Raw genomic sequence first — 20670 nt, 5'->3', positions numbered from 1 at the left:
TTATTATCTAAATGGTATACAGGTTCTCCAAAGTTATAAACACATAATATTTCTACGCTGTAATTCATTTCAATGAATAAATTGGATAAATTACAAACCACCTTCTCTATCCCACCATGTTTTAAATGAAGACTAGTTATATATATTTTTTTCATAACATTGACTCTAATAACTAATATATGTGGATTAAGGGCTTTTCTAAGCACACTTTTCTTAAATTTTAATTATTTTCTTGAATGTAATTAAAATATAAGCCATAAGATCTCAGTCATAGCATACAGTTCAAGGTTTTAAACGCTGTTAAATTATTTAAGCGTGTTTCGCCATTTCCTTAAACTTCATATTACGTACTACAAGATCTTGGTAAGTCCCATGATCTATTATTTTTCCGTTCTCCATAAAATAAATAAGATCACATTTCTCTACTGTTTTTAGACGATGAGCAATCATGATGATGGTTTTTTTACCACTGAACTCATGGATGGCATCCATCACTATTTTTTCGGTTATACCATCTAGCGCACTGGTTGCTTCATCGAATACTAACACCTCAGCCTCATGATAGAGTGCACGTGCAATGCCAATACGTTGACGTTGGCCACCCGAGAGTTGCACACCGCGTTCACCTACTTTGGTATTAATACCGTCTGGCAATTGCTCAACTAATTCAGTAAGATTGGCTAGCGTTAACGCTTTATTTACTTGCGTTATGCTGATGTCTTTGGCTGGTAAACCAAAGGCAATGTTTTCTGCGATGGTGCCTTCACTCAAAAATATACTTTGCGGTACAAAGCCTAGTAAGTCTTGCCATGCACGCCTGTTATCCGCAGTGATTGGAATATCATCGACGTATAGACTGCCTTGTTGCGGGGTCAGTAATCCAAGCAACAAATCTATTAAGGTAGACTTACCAGATCCCGACGATCCAACTAGCCCAATCACACTATTGACAGGAATGCTCATGTTGACACCATCCACTGCCGCTCTATCCTTATTAGGATAACTGAACTCAATATCGTTTAGCGTAATACTCTTGTTAAGGCTTATCGCTGTAGGTATCTGGGGTTTACTAATATTCTTTTGGTTTTCAATTGAGTGCTCCAAGTCCTTTTTTACAGCCTCAAAAGCAGCAACGTTTCCTTTGATAGCCGAAACACTAGAATAAATCTGTTGTAACGCTGGCAGCAGCTTAAATGCTGCTAAGGCATAAACTGCTAAAATAGGCAAAACTTCCCCCAAGTTACCCGCATGCAACTTGATCAATACCAGCACCAGTGAGATCATTGCCCCGAAGGCTATGAGCTCAATAAAATAACGAGGGACTTGGCTAATGGCTATATTGGTCCCTTGCGCACGAGCAAAGGCTTTACCACTGTCATGAAAGCGCTCAATAAAATCGTGACTGCGGTTTAGCAGTAAGACATCTTTTATGCCACCAAAGCCTTCATTCATAAGTCTAAAACGCTGCGTCGATACTTGTGATAACTTTTGACCATTACTGACTAACTTTTTTCGGACCAATCTGTACAATAAAAAATAAGCTAACGAAAATACAGATAAACCCAGTATCGCAATGAGTGGGTCATATATCACAATACTAATGGATATAAACAGTGACAAGACAAGCTTTGCATTCATGTGAAATAATGGCTGTATGATGCCATTACTAATGCGCGCCGCTTCGGTAGATACTTGCTTGGTCAGCTGTGCACTACTACCACTGGCGTGGAATTGCCAGCTTTGCTGCATATAATAGCTATAGAGACGATCAGCAATCTCGGTCCCTATGCGCGCACCAAAGATAGATAGCTTCCAAATGGTAAACATAGAAACAACGGTAGAGAACGTCAGCATCACTAACACAACCACACCTGCATAAAACAAAAAATCTGTCGTATTATTCAAACCAGACATTTGATATAACTGTGCAAAAACGTCATTGGTCTCTAGTATGCCAATATCACCAACCAAAGCCATAAAAGGCGCGATAGAAGCGATCCCTAATAGCTCTGTAAAAGCCATAATAATGACTAATACTTGCAAAACATAAAACTGTTTTAACTGCTTATCTGTGAGCAGACCAAAGAGCTGCTTGATTACTTTCAACATAATGTATTCAACTACAGGCTATTTTGTAAAAAGGTAACATACCAAGGCATCGCTTTCTCAATACCTTGAACAATATCGAACTGAGGATCATAGCCTAACGCACTTTGTATTTTGCTTATGTCAGCCTGACTGTGACGCACATCTCCTGCTCTGAAATCTCGATAGACTGCTTCTTGAGTATAGCTAACTCCATTAGCACCTAAATGCTCTTTGAGTGCTGAAAACAGCGTATTAAGAGTAGTACGACCACCCACTGCTACATTATAGACTTGGTTTTTGGCATCTTCATTAGCAGTCGCTGCTAGAATATTAGCCTGTACAGCGTTTTCAATAAAATTAAAATCGCGACTGGTATCGCCATCGCCATTGATGAATACTTCACCCCCTACAATCATAGCAGCTGTCCACTTTGGAATTACTGCTGCGTAAGCACCGTCAGGGGTTTGGCGTTTACCAAAGATATTGAAATAGCGTAGGCCAATGGTATTGAAGCCATAAGTGCGAGCGAATACCTCAGCATACAGCTCATTGACATATTTGGTCACTGCATAGGGTGATAAAGGCTTGCCAATAGCATCTTCGACCTTTGGAAGTGCAGGATGATCACCATAAGTCGAGCTACTCGCCGCATAGGTAAAACTGGCAACCTGAGCATCACGAGCCGCTACGAGCATATTTAAGTAGCCTGAGATATTCGTATCATTGGTATTGATAGGATCAGCGATAGAGCGCGGCACTGAGCCTAATGCCGCTTGGTGTAATACATAATCTACGCCTGTACATGCTGCCTGACAGTCAGCTAACTGACGAATATCGCCTTCTATAAATTTAAATCTCTGCCACTGCTCTGCGCTCACCAGTCCTTGTACTTCATCTAAATTATGCTGAAATCCAGTCGCAAAGTTATCTAATCCCACTACTTTTTGATTCAGTAACAATAGCTCTTCAAGTAAGTTAGATCCTATAAACCCTGCGACTCCAGTAATCAGCCACGTCTTTGGTTCATTAATTAATACTTTTTGAACTTTTTCATATGCAGTTGACGTCATAACCATTACTTTCCGTATTTTTTATAGATTTATAGGCGGATATCAGTGTCTTCTTTAGTAAAAACATACTTTAAATCATAGAGGACATGCTTATCTTTACCAAACGCTCTTATTTTCTCTATACCCATCTCTACAAACTGCTGATGAGCAACTGCTAAAATAATACCGTCATATTGATGTGATGATGGTTGAGAGATAGGCGTGATATCGTATTCTCGCTGAGCTTCATTCGCATCTATCCAAGGATCATAAACATCGACCTCGATGTTATATTCTTGTAGCTCATGGACGATATCGATGACCTTGGTGTTACGCACATCGGGGCAGTTTTCTTTGAAACTTAATCCCAAGATCAAAACCTTGGCACCCTCTACTTGTATGCGCTTTTTAATCATGGTTTTGACCAACTGTGTGACCACATACTCACCCATACTGTCGTTTAAACGACGACCGGCCAATATAATCTCTGGGTTATAACCGATCGCTTGCGCCTTGTGCGTCAAGTAATAAGGATCAACACCAATGCAGTGACCGCCGACGAGCCCTGGACGGAACGGCAAGAAATTCCACTTGGTACCTGCTGCTGTAAGTACCGCTTCCGTATCTATACCCATTTTATTAAAGATAACAGCCAACTCATTAATCAAAGCAATGTTGACATCTCTTTGGGTGTTTTCAATGACCTTGGCTGCTTCTGCAACCTTAATGCTAGGTGCTTTGTGCGTACCGGCAGTAATGATTAAGTTATAGACTTCATCGACGAAATCCGCGACTTCAGGGGTAGAGCCTGCGGTGACCTTTAAAATATTGGTCACTCTATGTTCTTTATCACCCGGATTGATACGCTCAGGACTGTAGCCCGCATAGAAGTCTTGGTTGAAGGTTAATCCAGATACTTTTTCTAATACTGGGATACAGACTTCTTCGGTCGCGCCAGGATAGACTGTCGACTCATAAACGACGATGTCGTCTTTTTTTAGTAATGTACCAATCGCCTTTGAGGCATTGATCAATGGTGTCAAATCAGGCTGCTTAAAGTCATCGATGGGTGTCGGTACTGTTACGATAAAGAAATTACAGTCTGTCAGCGCTTGAATGTCTGAGCTGTAGCGCAAATGTGTCGCTTCAGCTAATTCTTCATCATTGACCTCTAAGGTATGATCGCTACCCGCTATCAGAGCAGCAATACGACTGGCATTGATATCAAAACCCACTACTGAATGCTGCTTGCCAAACTCAACCGCTAAAGGTAATCCTACATACCCAAGACCAATAACGGCGATCTTTATACTATTGATGTCCATCATCTTTCCTATTAAACAATCTTTTCAGTGAGTTTTGTCTTAGATTCTAAAGTCTCAGTATTAGGGCTTTCTTGATACCCTGCTACAAAGTACTTAAACCGCTCTTTTAGCCATATCACATCGTGCTTTTTGGCTCTATGACTCAGTTCGCACAATGTATCTTCTATATCATCTAATGGGAAGCTGTGCTCCATTGCCTGCATGATGAGCGGATGTTCTGTCTTTTCAATATTGTCCTCACCGATGATAAGCTCTTCATAGAGTTTCTCTCCTACCCTCAGCCCCGTAAAGACAATCTCTATATCACCATCAGGATTGTCAGCTGTTTTGGTTTCATGACCACTCAAATGAATCATTCTACGTGCCAAATCGACGATTTTTACCGGTTCACCCATATCAAGGACGAATACCTCACCACCAGTTGCCATTGCCCCAGCTTGTATGACCAAATTCGACGCCTCTGGAATGGTCATAAAATAACGAGTGACATCAGGATGAGTAACCGTGATTGGCTTACCTTCTTCTATTTGCTTGGTGAATACCGGCACGACCGAGCCAGACGAGCCTAATACATTGCCAAAGCGCACCATACTAATGCGGGTGCTACCGCTAGTCTTACTCAACCCTTGGCAGACCAGCTCAGCCAACCGCTTGGTCGCCCCCATGACATTGGTAGGTCTAACTGCCTTGTCGGTAGAGATGAGTACAAAAGTCTCTACACCTGCTGCAATCGCCGCACGCGCGCAGTGATAAGTACCTTTAGTATTATTAATAACACCTTCAAAGGGATTGTGCTCAACTAAAGGCACATGCTTGTAGGCAGCGGCATGATAGACCGTCTTTATGTGATACTGCTCGAATATCCTGACAAGATTGTCCTCATTGGTGACATTACCAATGACTGCAACGATTTCAATATTCTGATAGCTGCTGTGCATTGCTTGTAATGCTATGAGCTCCTGATGGATACTATAAAGCGCGAATTCAGACAACTCATATAGCACAAGACATTTTGGTTCGTTCTTTATTACTTGACGGCACAGCTCGCTACCGATAGAGCCGCCGGCACCAGTCACCAGCACACATTTACCGGTGATATTCTTCTGCAAGAGGTAAGCATCTGGCTCGACCGTCTGCCGATCTAACACATCCAAGATATCTACTTTGCGCATGCTACTAACGGTGACCTTGCCATCTGCAAGCTCTTGTAAACTCGGAAGATCTTGGATTTTTATAGAGATGCTCGACAGCTTATCTATGATTTGTCTTCTACGAGTACGACTAAGAGAGGGAATAGCCAAAAACACCTGCGCTATTTTTAGTCTCTCTACTATGTCCTCAAGTTCATGAGCGGCATAAATCCTTCTTCCTAATAAATACGCACCTGTCAGTTGCCTATCGTCATCAATATAAGCCACGACATTGTATTTATTGGAGTGTCTCAAACCCTCTAGCAAGTCTCTACCAGCTTCCCCCGCGCCATAAATAATGACATTGTCGCAATTATCTTCTAAACGATGCGGTTGACGTCCTCCTTGCCAACGAGTTAATAACTCGCGAATGGTCAGCCTACTATTCCATAGCCACGCAAAAAAGAAGAATAAAAATATAATCGGGACTGAGCGTGGTAGGTTCTGAGAAAGACTTAAAGAAATAATAATTTCATAAACGACAATAAGTAGTATAAATAATAGAGATACTCTACCCATTTCCGCATCAAAAAAGCCTCTAGCGACACCTTTATAAAACCCAATCACATATAAGGCGATGATAGGAATAAGCGCATATAAGCATAAGGCAACTGGACTAATATGATGAGCAATATAACCATGTCGCAATGCCAGCGCCAAGAATAAGCAGATGACTGCTACTAAAAAATCGGCAGTTAATAAAATGGCACGCTTAACATGACGCGGTAGTGATAATAAATACTGAGCCGTAAGCTGTAACCATTTTTTTAGGTTACTGCCTGACTGATAAGGATCCATAGACTCTGATTTTATAGACATAACATCCAACTACCTGAAGTGTACTTTTGGAGTCGATAATGACGAGCTAGTTATTGATTATTGCCATAAGCATAATTATAGTGATAACTGTATTTACTCATTAGACCTTGCTGTACATCGTTGAGAATAATGCCATCTACTTGTATGTTGGATTTATTCATCTGCTTGACGGCATAAACCAACTGTCCCTCTATTGAATCATCATACCTTGTTACCATTAGTACCTTGTCCGCGTATTGGCCTAAGACCATGGCATCTGAAGCTGCCAGTACTGGTGGCGAGTCGATAATAATATAATCATACTGAGACTTTAGCTCTGCCATCAGCTGACCAAAATTATCATTCATCAGTAGCGATGCAGGATTGTGAGGATGCTTGCCTCGTGGTATAAAATCAATATGATCCATAGCCGTAGGATGAATAAAGCCAGCAATACCTAGGTTAGGGACCGCATTACCTTTTTGGATATTAGCGACTTGAGTCAGTCGACTGTTATCTTGCATCAAATAATCAGCCAGGCCATTATATTGATTCATATTGAACATCTTATGCAGTTCACCTAAGCGCATATCTGCATCGATCACCAATATCTTTTTATTTAACTGGGCAAATACCTCTGAGAGGTTAGCTGAAATAAAAGACTTACCAACCCCTGGGCTTTCTCCAGTAATTAGTATCACTTTGGCAGATTGGGCCGTTAAACCTTCTCTTGGCATTCCGAACATCAGGTTCGTTCTGAGACTTTTGATCGCTTCATAGCTCAGACTATTGTGATCGACATGAGCCAGCATCCGATCGGCAGATTTTTTACTTTTACTTAATCTTGATAATAAGGGTGAGCGCGGAATGGTCGCAATCACCGGAACACCAGTCTTGGCCTCTAAGCGCTCTGGGTCTTTTACCACGTTTCTCAGTAAGTTTTTGAGTAGGACGAGCATAGCTCCTAGCATCGTACCTAAGAGCATTGCTAGTATCATGATCTGCAGCTTCTTAGGCGCGATGGCTTTAAAGGTACTGATCGGTAAATCAATGATACGTGCAAAGCCTATTTGACCTGCTTTGACGATTTTTAGCTGTTCGTAGTTTTTGAGCAGCGTTAGATAGATTTCTCTATTGATCGCCGTATCTTCGGATAACTGTAAGAATTCTCTTTGGATTTCAGGCAAACCAGCAATGGTATTGTCGATCTCCTGCTTTCTACCATTGAGCACGGCAAGTTGTTCATTGATTTGAATGACCAACGGGTGCTCTTCAGTATAATAAGTGGTCAGATCCGCTTTTTTAAGTTTAAGCTCATTCAGTTGTGCGTCGATTTGAGAGTTTTCACCTAATAGTAACTCCGCTTCTTTACCGACATCAATCGTGCCGTATTTTTTACGGAATTCATTAAATATGGCTTCAGAGTCTTCTAGCCTTTTCTTTAGTGTTGGGATCTGAGTCTCCATAAAGGTAAGCGTTTTGGTGGTTTCTTCAGAGCCGCGCGATTGGTTTTGATTGACATAAGATAAAACGATTTCATTCAGCACAGACGTCACTTGCTGCTGGTTTGCACCAGTCATAGACAGCTGAATAATACCGGTTTGCTTGCCTTTCTCTACAACAGATAGAGATTCATTTACAGCATCTGTGGTGGCCTTTAATGACTTCTTGCTAATATTGATGGGATAGCTTTCAGTCGGTAGCTCATTCACAGTAATATGGATCTGACCGTCTACGCCCTTGAACTTATGCGGCTGACCAATCTGACCCTTAAACTCATCAAAACCGTTGGTTAATACAAATCCCGTAGCAGATCTCGTCAACGTAAAAGGCTGGTTTAGATAGGCTTGCGACACGTTAAATTGACTAATCTGTACTTGGCCACTTTCAGTATCTAGTGACACGCCTTCAGCAGTATTAATCTGGGTATCAGTACGATCATTTTTTATTTTATCGATGTACCCTACATTAGGATCAGTAAGCTGGATACGCAAATGTAATAAATTAACGACCGGCTCTAATATCATCCGTGATCTGATGAGCTCTGCCTCTGTCTGGGCTTTGCTGGCCTCTGAGCCGACCAGCTCTGAGATACTCTCACCCAGTGCGGCAATGCCTTGAGAGTTCTCCTCAATCTGTATCAGCGCATCTGACTTAAAAGTTGGATTGACATAACGGCTATATAGTATTCCTATCAACAGTCCTAATACAGCAAAAAAAACCACGACTTTCCAGCCACGTAGCAACACTAGTAAAAGTGCCATTAAATCAATGTCATCACCCTCTTTGTCACCGTTAGACTTTGATAGGTTCTTTGAATCTGTATTTATCACTATGTATTCACCACTTCGTGTTGGTTGCTTAATAGCAGTCGCTTAATTTTAATCGCTCAGCTAATTTTGTCATTCCATTGCTTAAGGCTTTCGACAATATCTTTCTTTACTGTCTCAAATACGGATTTTTCATGCTGATAAGGATCCATAATATCTTTGTCAATCCAGTGTCCAATCCGAAAGGTCTTACCACGGCAGTGTGGCCAGCGACTTTCAATCCATTTGGTTTGGTTGGTCGACATAGTCAAAATCAGATCAGCAGTTACCACTAGCGCTTCATCAATCTGTTTGGCTATATGGTCAGACATATCTAAACCATCTGCTTTCATAACTTCTTGCGCTTTTGCATCAGCAGAATGTCCAACGACGGCAGACAGGCCAGCAGAATCAATATTTTTCTGCGGAAATTTATCTATCAATAGGGCGGCAGCAATAGGGCTGCGACAGATATTGCCCACACAAACGACCAAAATATTTTCAAACGTCATAATGTTTCGTACCTATAACCTATAACCGTGAAAGCGTATTGATTGCAGAGGTTGATGGTAACAACGAGCTGATAACACGATTCCAACGCGTTAAACCAGTCGGATCAACATAAAGAATATCATTAGGCTGCATCTCAAAGCGATTGGCCAATGCTAAGCTGGTGATGGTCTGCATATCGACATAATAAATATTGGTATACTTATATTCTGGGTTATCACGGACAATATATATTTTAGCGGCATTGGCAGTATTAGAGTCTAGCCCATTCGACTCACCCAGTACGTGCGCTAAGCTCAGCCCTTGTTCGGGGATGGCAACTGGTGCAATTCTGCCAAATTCACCCAATACATAAACTTTGTTACGGCTTTGGCTATTGACATGGATAGAGTCGCCATCTTGTAGGTAAATCTGATTGGCAGACAGACCCATTTGACGTAATGACCGCAATCCTAGGTTATAGTTCTTACCTTGGCGATTTAAGACAATATTATTGGAGTCACCAGCTTCTGTAGCACCGCCCGCCATAGAAATTGCGCCATATAAGGAAACCGGTACATCAGCAATAGCAAACTCCCCAGATTGATTGACGTCGCCATCGACAAAAAACTTACTGCCCCGATAGTTAACAATTTTGACCTGTGGATCTGAGTATTTAAGATAGCGCTGTAGCTTACTTTGCAACGTCGCCGTGAACTGCGGCACACTCATACCGCTTGCTTTGATACGGCCTATTAAAGGAAACTGAATAAAGCCTTGTTGATCAACTGGAAACCCTGATATATAAGGATTAGTAGTATTATTCGTAGTAGGCGTTATATCAGGATAGCCTGTTAGGAAGATACTTAGAATATCGCCTTCAGAAATACGATAATCTATCCGTCCCGATGCTTTGACTAGGTTATATAAGTCGCTATCGAGCACTGTGGCTTGCTTAGGCGGTAATGTCGCTACGTTTAATGGCTGAACATTAAAGGTAATACCGTTTTCGGCCACAAAGGCCCCATTAGGCGGCAAATCACCCGCTTGAAGTCCAGAATTGATACTGGTACAGGCTGATAACATACTGACGAGTAGGAAACACGCTACTCTTAATAGACTGTATGACTTGCGACGCATAGAAGAACCTTATAAAACATAGTGATAAATATCAGCTATTAACGATTGAGCAACTTTTGTAATACTATATTAGCAAGAACACACTAAACCATCGTAGTAGAAACAAAAATAAACACCGTTATAATAACACATGAAGTTAGTTATTAGACAGTTGTTACCTAATTTTCTAAAGTATATTCAAATATTTGAATATACTTTGTTTTAATAACTAAAGCAATTTTTTAATGACAATCAAGTGCTGCATATATAACACAAATAGCGTAGAATATGCCCTTCAAATTTATACATTGAGAAATGTAAACCCACCGACTCAAGGAATTGATTATGAAAGATGAAAAATTACAGAAAGCCCTCGCCCGTATGGGACTTGGTTCACGTCGTCAGATGGAAGAAGTCATTAAGTCTGGGCGCGTCACGGTCAATAATGGCCCAGCAACCATTGGTGATCGCGTCGAACCAGGCGATGAGATCCGTGTTGATGGTCGTCAAATTAAATATACGGCTGAAAATGAGAAGCGTCGTCGCGTATTGGCATATTATAAGCCTGAAGGCGAAGTCTGCTCTGCCAACGATCCAGAAGGTCGTCCAACGGTTTTTGAACGTCTGCCAAAGCTAACTCATGATCGCTGGGTCATGGTCGGACGCTTGGACATTAACTCAACTGGCCTATTGTTGTTTACCAATGATGGCGAGATGGCGCACCGTTTGATGCACCCATCTAGCGAAGTAACACGCGAATATGCGGTACGTGTATTGGGCGAAGTTACCCCTGATATCGCCCGTGCGCTGACTTCTGGCGTTATGTTAGAAGATGGCATGGCACAGTTTGAAGACATCAAAGAAGGTGGCGGTGAAGGCGTCAACAAGTGGTATCACGTCAAACTAAAAGAAGGCCGTAATCGTGAAGTACGTCGCCTATTTGAGTCACAAGGTCTCAAAGTCAGCCGTCTATTGCGTACGCGCTACGGCACGATTATGTTACCAAAAGAGCTACGCACAGGTCGCTTTTTAGAGCTGGATAAAAAAGACATCAATACTCTAACAGACTTAGTCAGCTTACGCCCACGCCACGGTACTGGTCTGCATGGCGCCGCGAAAGAAAAGCAAGAACGTATCAAGAATAAGCCACTTAAAGCGCGTCGCACCGATAGTCGTAATAGTAGTGGCAGTGCGAAACCAAAAAGTAGCGGTAGCCCTGCCAGTCGCGGTTCGCGCAATACCCGTGATCGCAACGATAAGCGTTAATCGAAATTTATGTTAAGTCGTTGCTAGATTTAGCGTAAACCATAAAAAAGCTGCCCATCATGAATATTCATTATGGGCAGCTTTTTTATGCGTTTTTATAAGCACTTTACCAACTCAGGATTTAGCTACGATGACTATCCATATAACGTGTCATCACTCGTAAGTCTTGTAAATGCTGCGTCTCCTCCTGCGCTAATAATATATCTAGGCGACTCTCAATATTGTTGAATACCTGCTGTAATAACTCATTGGCTTCCGCTTTTTTGCCATTACTCACATTGTTAGTGCTTATATTGGTAGTGCTTATATCGGCCTTCGTTAGATAATAATAACTGGCAAGCGTCTCAGGCAAGCGAGTATGCAAGAGTTTGTGCAGCACAAACTGCGACTCTGTGAATTCAGGCGTTTTATGTTGCGCTTGCTGCTCTTTTTGGTAATTATGATAGCTGTTTACCTTTTCGTCGATACCTTTTAATTGACGCAACTGTGGCTCGGACAAAACTTTTAGATGTTCTGTATTCAATGTTAGCTGTTGCCAATGTATGGTAGATAACAACGCAGATGGTGACAACGTAGATAGTGATAACGGTGCATCATAATCTTGATAAGTGGGCACCCCTGGGGTGATACCGACGGCTTTATGCAACGCTTGCCAGCCTTTCCTACCTAAATAGAAGGTGGTCACCGTCGTCACAATGCCAATGCCTATCAAGATGCTCATATACGCTTACCCTTCATCTTTTAACCATACGACTTTGCCTTTATTTACAGTTTGATATCCTCAGCACTCACCTGTCCGTCATTGGCGCCAGTTGGACTTTCAATTGCTTGGCTTTTTACCTTAGTATCAGCATCACTGACACTATTAACCCTATTAACCCTATTAACATCGTTATTGAGCTTTTGAATATCGGTAGTAATAGCAGGATTATTAAAACGTTGTTGTAAATATCGATTGGTCGCCAGTAGCTTTTGGCCGTCTTGATGGTAGGAGGCATTTAATAAATCGTCAAATTGCGTATTGATGGTGCGCAACACGTCTAGTAACGCTTCTTTTCCAGTGACGTTAGAGTGCTTAATCTTAGTACTATCAGCAAGCGCGCCGTCCCCCATATCTAAATCATGCAAGCGTCGATAGTCAGCCACTGCTTGTGGTACATGCCTGTCCATCAAATTTTGAATCATGATATAGGTTTCATTGACCGTATCTTTATCGTCTATCTTGCCATCATTGTTGGTATCACCATAAATGACCCGCAGCTTCTCCCCTTTTTCATTGATTTGCTCAAGGGCTGTTTTAACTTCAACGGGCAAGCTTTTTTCGGGGATATAACCTAGCTGCGGCATTGCTTTGTATTCCAGCATTTTAGGTGCGGTCACTTTTTTGATACCACGATATCCTAGATATAACCCTGCTACTGGTAACACCCCATATAAAACAAACATCACGAGCATCGCAGTTACTTGGGTCATTGGAGTGTCCTAATGGTTGAATAAAATGATTTAGCAGAATGATCTAGCAAGTTTATTATTATTTTTAATGATGTTTATAGCAGTCACAGAACGAGTGCAAATACTACCATTCAGCTTTGCGTACGACTTTTGACATAACGATGGGTAGAAGCAAGTTTGTTCATCACCGTTTGGTGTAGCTCGTCTAGCAATTCATCAAGCTCATAATCAATCTCTAAAAACAAATCAGTCAACATATCACCTGCGGTCATCTTTCCTTGCACCATGGTATTTTTGGTACGATGCGGGCTAAAGCGCTGTAGCTGTTCATAATGGTGTAGCGCTTCTGGAATGCTCTCGGATATGAGTTTATCAATGACAAACTGACGCTCGTTATGTTGCTGCTGTTGCTGCTCGTTCAGCTCACTGCTCCACTCACGGTAGCGCTTGAGCTTGCCGTTAATACGGTCTAGTATCGCAACGGCCTCAATAGGCATGGCATTTAGGGTGGCTTCATCGACCACATCAACAAGCTCAGTCATAATCGGACAGCGTCCATGTTTGAGATACCACAAGGTATCGGGATCAAAAGGTGGTCTATTGGTCGGTCGCATCGCAGCGCGATTGGACAAATAGCGGTCGGTCAGTGGCGTGGGCGAGCGAATGTCATTGACTTGCGATAACGCTTCACAAATACGATCGGCACGCTCAGGAGGCGTCAGCACAGAACGCTGACTGACCGCTTGATTGTTTTTATCATTGTTATCAGTCACCTCTATATCTTGACTGATAGCCGTTGCCTGAGCATTTTTGGCAGCTATGGCTGGCAGGTCATCTTGAGCTTGCCCAAATGACTGTAACATTCTTGTCAAACTTACGACCATGTTTTACTCTGCCCCTCACCCATTTATTACTCACGCCTACCTACCATACAGCGACGTCTATACAGACAATAAAATATCAGCCGCACTCTCAGTAGTACTTATCGCTCTATACTCAGTTTTTTAATTTTACTACTGCTATTGTGAGTTGATGCTATTGCATTCAATAACTCGATGACTTATCTTAACAGTTTTTTAGCCTGCTGCCAGTAAGCAAACGTCAACGTTTTGGTCTTTAATATTAGGCTCTGTTGTACATTCAAATGTGGCACTGGCAGTGGCTATTTTTTAGGGCGTGTCCTCATTTTAAAAATGGTGATAAAAATGAGGTGAATTGCCGTCAAATGAGGAAAATAGCGCAAATAATATCGGGATATTAATCAGCTATTTGACGATGTTTGGCAAGATTTAACCATTTTTAGCCCATTTAGATTGCTATCGGTTGAATTGAGGACACGCCCTAGACAATATGCAGGGAAATTTTGGACACTTAGTCATTCTAAGTTAGAAAATTTCACAATATATTGGCAAAAAATAGTCCTGCCCTGAAAGGCTGATGCTAAAATCGCCCCAAACGTCGTTGTAAACCTCGCTAAGGTCTAGACATTAACGTCGGTATACGCCTGATTTGATAAAAGGTTTGGAACCATTTTAGCGATCAGCAGTCCTAATATTTGAATATTTAACAGACCCCAAGTAAATAACTATGAATGCGACCGACTACACCTCTGGATTTTTGCTAGGGCTTTCGCTCATCATCGCGATTGGTTCACAGAATGCCTTTGTCCTTAAACAAGGACTCAAACGCGAGCACATATTTTTTATCTGTCTATTCTGCGCAGTGAGCGATGCGTTTTTAATCTCTGCTGGCGTCGCGGGCTTTGGCGCAGTCACGGCTCAGTACCCGCAAGCCGTCAATATTGCCAAAATTGCTGGCGTCATATTTTTGCTAGGCTATGGCATCCAAAGTCTGTATGCCAGTGTGCGCTTATCACACGCGCTCACTGTCGATGGACAAGTTGTTACCAGCTTAAAAAAAGCCTTGTTACTCTGTTTTGGTTTTACTTGGCTCAATCCACACGTCTATCTAGATACCTTGGTACTCGTCGGCATGGTTTCAACAGGCGCAAGTAGCAAACTGGCCTTTGCCGTTGGTGCTGTCAGCGCCTCGTTCTTTTTCTTCTTCGCGCTAGGCTATAGTGCACGCTTACTCAGACCCTTGTTTGCCAAGCCAAAAGCTTGGAACATACTCGATGCCTTGGTAGGGTTATTGATGTTGTATTTGGCTTGGCATTTATACCAGAGCTAATATATTAAAACCAATATGTCAAAGCCGTAAAATAGCTACACAAATACAGATTTTTAGCTTAAAAGATGACACTGCTTCTTTAAAGCAAAAAAGCCAAACATATTGTATAAACGTGTTTGGCTTTTTTAGTTCGCACTTGTTATTTATGAAGCTTTTTTACGCTTTTTAGGTTTAACAAAGGTTAGGTTCAAAAAGTGCTCTAGGGAATCATCAAGGACATCCAGCCAAGGCTCTGGTAGCTCAGGCGATAACGTACCTGTCAACGTAGAACGATAGGCCTTTTCTCTAAAGGTCATGATATTGTCGGCTTTGTCTTTTTGCCATTCCTTTAAGATTTCGCCCTGCTTCTCTACCGCAAACTCTGGGTAATCGGTCGCATTGGTTAAGTCACGAATATAAGCGGCTTGAAAGTCGATCGAATCACTGACTGTCGCACACTTTGCATAAGTTGCCAACCACTCTTGCTCATCTGCTTCACGAGTCGCCAAATCAGGCAATTCGATATCACCCACCATCACATCGCGGGCATACCACGCTTGCGCATCGAACATATTAAAGGTGAAATACTGATCCTGCATACCCAGATAAATAAGCTTTGGATTGGGCTGCCAAAAGATACCTTTATACAAATTGGCTGGATATAAGCAGTTGTGCGTTTGCAAACGTAACTCATCTGGCATAAAGGGGAAGTGAAACAAATAGCCTGTGCACATAATGATGGCGTCGAATTTTTGACTAGTACCATCAGCAAAGTGTGCCACATCATCTTCAAAATGGGTGACTAAAGGCACTTCTTTAATGCCCTCTGGCCAGTCATAGCCGAGTGCTTGCGTGCGATAGCTGATAGTAACTGACTTGGTGCCATACTTGTAGCACTGCGTGCCAATGTCTTCAGCAGAATAACTGCTACCGATAAGTAAGATATCTTCATCTTTAAACTCTAGTGCATCACGGAAGTCATGGGCGTGTAGAATACGACCGGGGAACGCTTCTAATCCTTCGAAGTAAGGCATGTTTGGTGTGGAAAAATGACCGGTCGCAACCACGACGTAATCAAACTCTTCAACTTCTTGCTCACCGCTTTTATGATTCATCACCGTCACGGTGAATTTTTGCGTTTCATCATCGAATGATACCCAACGTACTGGGCATTCAAAACGGATGTACTTTTGAATGTCTTGCTTATCGATGCGCCCCATGATGTAGTCTTTTAGGACTTCACGTGGTGGGTATGAGGGGATCGCTTCACCAAAATGCTCATCAAACGAATAATCGGCAAACTCTAAGCATTCTTTAGGGCCGTTTGACCATAAATAGCGGTACATACTGCCGTGAACGGGTTCACCGTTTCTATCTAATCCAGTACGCCAACTGTAATTCCACATGCCACCGATAGCATTTTGCTTTTCATAACAGATGATCTCAGGTAAATCTGTCGCACCAGCTAAACGAGCCGCTTCAAAGGCTCGTAATTGCGCCAAACCACTTGGACCTGCTCCTAAAATAGCAATTCTTTTGTTACTCAAGATTAACTCCCATAAAAATAATGTATATCTATTATAACATACTTTCATTAATGGCGTTTTTGGCAGTACTTTTGGTAATTAATAATGATTATTGAAGACACAACTACCATTTATAGTGAGTAAAAAGTGATATCGAACCAGCACGTACTACTGATATCCACTTTCGTTGCTTGCTGTGCCTGCGCAGACAAAGACTACAAAACATTGATATCAGCAATACCATCGCTTTTTTAAGATATTTTGACTATAAAAGATAGACTCTATTCAAAGTTTAGTCTTGTAACATTAAGGTGTTCAGTAAATATCGGTTTATCTGGATTAATACTGTTGGAGGGGTTTGCTAAGCGAAGATAGACTGTATATGTGTTACACAGCCTAGAGCGTGTGCTCAATCTGAACGCAAGAGCCTAAATGGCCTGAGAATGATAGTTGGAATGTTGGAAATGAAATGTCGAAAAAACAAGTAATTAGACTAAATCGGGAAATAAGGTGCGCAGTCCACTGACAATAATTTCGATAGAGACCGCAGCCAGTAGCATCCCCATGATTCGGCTCATAATATTAAGCCCAGTATCACCCAATAGACGGCTGATACGACCTGCTGCCATCAATGCCAAATAACAAAAGAGACTGATTAATAAGCCGGCGATTAATACCGCTGATACCCGCAAAATACCAGAAACTTGTGAAGAATAAATAATAACTGTGGAGATACCACCCGGTCCAATCATCATAGGGATTGCCAATGGCACTACTGCAGCAGCCATCGTCGGCGGCGAGTCTTGTACATGATCGACATCGAAGTTTTCTTGGTCAGGCTTAACGGGATTCCCGTCGCCATTCATCATATTCAAGGCAATCAAAAATACCAATATACCGCCCGCCAGCTGGAACGAGCCGATAGAGATACCCAAGGCTTTTAGTAGCGTTTCACCTGCTATCGTAAAAAAGCTGATGGTAATAAAAATAGTCAAGCAAGCAACGCGTGCCACTTTGCGGCGATTATTCATTGAATAACCACGAGTCAAGTCCAAAAATAACGTCAAGGCGCTAAACGGATTGATCAATACCACAAAAGCTAAGATAATTTTGATGATTTCAGTATTCACTGAGCGCTCGCTTGTCTATCGATAAAACTTGGGCAAAAAGATAAGGCCATCGTGCGAGTGCAACGATGACCCAATAGGCGGTTAGCAGTGGCATTGTAGCATAGGCAGATAAGCTAATTAAATCATTAACTTTGCTTACCTTTCTGACACCAGTATATCAGCGAAAATAGTGGCTGACCCCCGACCGCTCAGCAGTCATTTGGTGGGTGGATAATCTGATGAAGACTAATGGTTAAACAAGTCGTGTTAAGACAGGGGTATTGAAAACTACGCGCTAAAATCCAGACCAATATCTAGCGCAGTAGTGCTATGCGTTAAATAGCCCATAGCGATAAAATCAACGCCCGTTTTTGCGGCTGCTTGCACCGTTTCAGGGGTGATGCCGCCAGAGGCTTCTGTTCTGGCACGACCTTTACACATGGCCACCGCCTGCGACAATATCTCAGGGGACATATTGTCTAATAGCACCAAACTCACACCAGCGTCTAGTGCTTGCGCTAATTGCTCTAGCGTATCCACCTCTACTTCAATGGGAATTAAATGCCCAGCGAAATTTTGCGCTTGTTGAATAGCGGTCTTGATATCACCAGCGATAGCAATATGATTGTCTTTAATTAAAATGGCGTCATCTAAGCCCAAGCGATGATTGCGACCACCGCCGCAGCGTACGGCGTACTTTTGGAGGATACGCAGGCCAGGAATGGTCTTGCGCGTACAAGTAATTTGCGCCGGATACTCTGCCACACTGTCAACAATCTGCCGTGTTGCCGTCGCAATGCCACTCAGATGGGTCATAAAGTTCAATGCAGTACGCTCTGCCGTCAATAGATGACGCGCATTACCACGCACGATAGCCAATACCGTATCTGCTTCAACTCTCTCACCATCGGTAACTTGAGCGATGAACGCTATCTGTGCATCAACCAAGGCAAACGATAAACGCGCCAAGTCCATACCACATATCACGCCGGCTTGCCGCGCTTTAATCTGGAGCTGCGCCTGCATATCGGCGGGAATGGTGGCTTGTGATGTGACATCTCCGCGTCGACCCAAGTCTTCGGTTAGGGCAGCCTCAACCAAGGGTTTAAGCAATACTTCATCCAACGCTGGCTCTCGTGCAACTGTCATCTTTAACCCTTATATAAATTTTAATGATTTAAACTCAAAATGAGCATAAATATAGCGCAAAGTGCAAAGCCTCGCAAGAAAAGAGGGCAAATTTATAAAATCAAATAATCTGATTTAGCATTGATATGAGTATTTAGCGTCAGTATAGGAAGACTTATGCAGTTGATTCTATTTTCGTTTAGGCAATTTGCTGTCCATTAGCAAGCTTTGTAGCTCGATATCATGACGGAAACGGTAAAGCTTGGCAGGGCGACCGCGCTGAGCGCTACTACTCTGACCGGTTTCCATGACAAGGTTTTGCGCATCGAGCAGACGGCGGAAGTTTTGCTTGTGCAGGCGCACCCCTGATAAGGCTTCAACGCTTTGTTGTAATTGTGACAAGGTAAAAACGTCTGGCATTAAGCCAAAGATAAGCGGTCGGTATTCAATCTTTGCGCGCAATCTAGAGATGGCCGTCGCAATCACGCGACGATGATCGTAATACATGGGCACGCCAATCAGCTGCGACCAATCGGTAGGCAGCTTAGGTTGATGAGAAGTAGATTGATAAGAAGCAAGCTGCTGAGAGGTTTGCTCATTGAGTTGATAATTGAGCTGATAACTGGGTGGATATGTCGGTGCTTCAGGTATCAGTCCTGCTTCGTACAGCATCTCATAGCGTAGCAGTACATGCTCAGCGACCCACTCTCTACTCTCATAAGCCTTGTCATGACTTGCTGCGCTGGCATTCTCAATATCTGTATCGTCAGCGATAGATGCTGCCGTTAAGCCCCAGCATAAGCCAATACGCTGACGGCGACGCTGCTGAATGACCTCATCAGACCCAGCGTTTGCCCAGTCCAATAACGCCGGCACGATGTAATCCAGAATGATGCTAGGCGTCCCATCCAAGTGATTTTCCCATGGAAAATAATCATACCAATCTCGCCATAGCGCCTGACTTTGGCGTGCTTGCATTTGTGTCTCTTGCACCAGACCCAGATAGCTCACATACACCAGTGCATGACCGTCAACATTGCGTCTATTGGTATCTACAAAGGTATATAACTGCTCTAGATAACCAAGCGGCTGCTGCGTTTGCTCTTCCACCCATTGCCGTACACCTGCTTGCAAGGAGCGATGCAACGGCATCAAAGGGCCATTGGGCAAGAGTTTGCCTTGATCCACTGTTAAGACCCGGGCGCTGTGGTCGGTAATCGCAACTAACACCGCGACCACCTCAGTGGTACCACTTCCCTGTTGATGTGCATGTGAATAAGACAACGTCATGACTTTAGCAACGATCCTTTGATTATATGAATGGAATGATGAGCTCGTCATATGCAACTCTGACAATAGTGCTCAGTATAACGTGAATCTAAAACTATCATAGCCTGCGGTTGTAATTATAAGGGGTTGAAAGAGTTGGATACCAACAATCATTAGGGCGTGTCCTCAATTCAACCGATAGCAATCTAAATGGGCTAAAAACGGTTAAATCTTGCCAAGCATCGTCAAATAGCTAGGTAATATCTCGATATTGTCTGCACTATTTTCCTTGTTTGACTGCAATTCACCTCATTTTTATCACCATTTTTAAAATGAGGACACGCCCTAGGAAAATTCTGTAAAAATAAATATTATTTTGAAATC

Annotated in this window: 16 protein-coding genes; 2 read left to right on the top strand and 14 right to left on the bottom strand. The window is 42.5% G+C overall.

Annotated elements, in window-relative coordinates:
* Positions 1 to 309: 309 nt before the first annotated feature.
* Genes CXF65_RS07200 through CXF65_RS07170 form a run of 7 tightly spaced genes read right to left on the bottom strand, consistent with a single transcriptional unit; the run spans position 310 to position 10388 of the window.
* Positions 310 to 2109 (bottom strand): ABC transporter ATP-binding protein, encoded by a 1800-nt coding sequence (locus tag CXF65_RS07200; protein ID WP_101211559.1) that lies wholly within the window; start codon positions 2107 to 2109, stop codon positions 310 to 312.
* Between the two features lie 11 nt (positions 2110 to 2120).
* Positions 2121 to 3164 (bottom strand): NAD-dependent epimerase/dehydratase family protein, encoded by a 1044-nt coding sequence (locus tag CXF65_RS07195; protein ID WP_101211558.1) that lies wholly within the window; start codon positions 3162 to 3164, stop codon positions 2121 to 2123.
* 23 nt (positions 3165 to 3187) lie between these two features.
* Positions 3188 to 4465: a Vi polysaccharide biosynthesis UDP-N-acetylglucosamine C-6 dehydrogenase TviB gene (gene tviB, locus CXF65_RS07190; protein ID WP_101211557.1), complete on the bottom strand. Its 1278-nt coding sequence runs from the start codon at positions 4463 to 4465 to the stop codon at positions 3188 to 3190.
* A gap of 8 nt (positions 4466 to 4473) precedes the next feature.
* Positions 4474 to 6471 carry a polysaccharide biosynthesis protein gene (locus CXF65_RS07185; protein ID WP_227523218.1) on the bottom strand — a complete coding sequence of 666 codons (1998 nt, stop codon included), beginning with the start codon at positions 6469 to 6471 and terminating at the stop codon, positions 4474 to 4476.
* 50 nt (positions 6472 to 6521) lie between these two features.
* Positions 6522 to 8780: a polysaccharide biosynthesis tyrosine autokinase gene (locus CXF65_RS07180; protein ID WP_101211561.1), complete on the bottom strand. Its 2259-nt coding sequence runs from the start codon at positions 8778 to 8780 to the stop codon at positions 6522 to 6524.
* Between the two features lie 59 nt (positions 8781 to 8839).
* Complete coding sequence (locus CXF65_RS07175) at positions 8840 to 9271, bottom strand: low molecular weight protein-tyrosine-phosphatase (protein ID WP_101211555.1); 432 nt, start codon at positions 9269 to 9271, stop codon at positions 8840 to 8842.
* Between the two features lie 19 nt (positions 9272 to 9290).
* Complete coding sequence (locus CXF65_RS07170; protein WP_101211554.1) at positions 9291 to 10388, bottom strand: polysaccharide biosynthesis/export family protein; 1098 nt, start codon at positions 10386 to 10388, stop codon at positions 9291 to 9293.
* Between the two features lie 324 nt (positions 10389 to 10712).
* Here CXF65_RS07170 and rluB point away from each other — a divergent pair, with 324 nt between their 5' ends.
* Positions 10713 to 11633, top strand: coding sequence for a 23S rRNA pseudouridine(2605) synthase RluB (gene rluB, locus CXF65_RS07165; protein WP_101211553.1), 921 nt, complete (start codon positions 10713 to 10715; stop codon positions 11631 to 11633).
* A gap of 121 nt (positions 11634 to 11754) precedes the next feature.
* On the opposite strand, the gene CXF65_RS07160 is transcribed toward rluB, so the two are convergent.
* The 3 genes from CXF65_RS07160 to CXF65_RS07150 form a co-directional block, all read right to left on the bottom strand.
* Positions 11755 to 12354, bottom strand: a complete 600-nt coding sequence (locus CXF65_RS07160) for a hypothetical protein (RefSeq protein ID WP_101211552.1) — start codon at positions 12352 to 12354, stop codon at positions 11755 to 11757.
* A gap of 44 nt (positions 12355 to 12398) precedes the next feature.
* Positions 12399 to 13106 (bottom strand): hypothetical protein, encoded by a 708-nt coding sequence (locus CXF65_RS07155; RefSeq protein WP_101211551.1) that lies wholly within the window; start codon positions 13104 to 13106, stop codon positions 12399 to 12401.
* A 110-nt stretch (positions 13107 to 13216) separates the two neighbouring features.
* Positions 13217 to 13948: a hypothetical protein gene (locus tag CXF65_RS07150; protein WP_101211550.1), complete on the bottom strand. Its 732-nt coding sequence runs from the start codon at positions 13946 to 13948 to the stop codon at positions 13217 to 13219.
* Between the two features lie 724 nt (positions 13949 to 14672).
* Here CXF65_RS07150 and CXF65_RS07145 point away from each other — a divergent pair.
* Entirely contained in the window at positions 14673 to 15275 is a 603-nt protein-coding gene (locus CXF65_RS07145) for a LysE/ArgO family amino acid transporter (RefSeq protein WP_025653132.1), read from the top strand.
* Positions 15276 to 15418: 143 nt separating this feature from the next.
* Here the strand turns inward: CXF65_RS07145 and CXF65_RS07140 are convergent, their stop codons facing one another.
* The 4 genes from CXF65_RS07140 to CXF65_RS07125 form a co-directional block, all read right to left on the bottom strand.
* Positions 15419 to 16801, bottom strand: coding sequence for an NAD(P)-binding domain-containing protein (locus tag CXF65_RS07140; protein WP_025653131.1), 1383 nt, complete (start codon positions 16799 to 16801; stop codon positions 15419 to 15421).
* A gap of 467 nt (positions 16802 to 17268) precedes the next feature.
* On the bottom strand, positions 17269 to 17910 hold the full coding sequence (locus CXF65_RS07135) for a MarC family protein (protein ID WP_025653130.1): 642 nt from the start codon (positions 17908 to 17910) through the stop codon (positions 17269 to 17271).
* A gap of 267 nt (positions 17911 to 18177) precedes the next feature.
* Entirely contained in the window at positions 18178 to 19038 is an 861-nt protein-coding gene (gene nadC / locus CXF65_RS07130) for a carboxylating nicotinate-nucleotide diphosphorylase (RefSeq protein ID WP_101211549.1), read from the bottom strand.
* 168 nt (positions 19039 to 19206) lie between these two features.
* Complete coding sequence (locus tag CXF65_RS07125; RefSeq protein ID WP_101211548.1) at positions 19207 to 20307, bottom strand: NUDIX hydrolase; 1101 nt, start codon at positions 20305 to 20307, stop codon at positions 19207 to 19209.
* Positions 20308 to 20670: the final 363 nt, after the last annotated feature.

The sequence above is a fragment of the Psychrobacter sp. Sarcosine-3u-12 genome, from assembly GCF_002836005.1.
GTDB lineage: Bacteria > Pseudomonadota > Gammaproteobacteria > Pseudomonadales > Moraxellaceae > Psychrobacter > Psychrobacter okhotskensis.
This window is presented reverse-complemented; position numbering and strand designations above follow the sequence as displayed.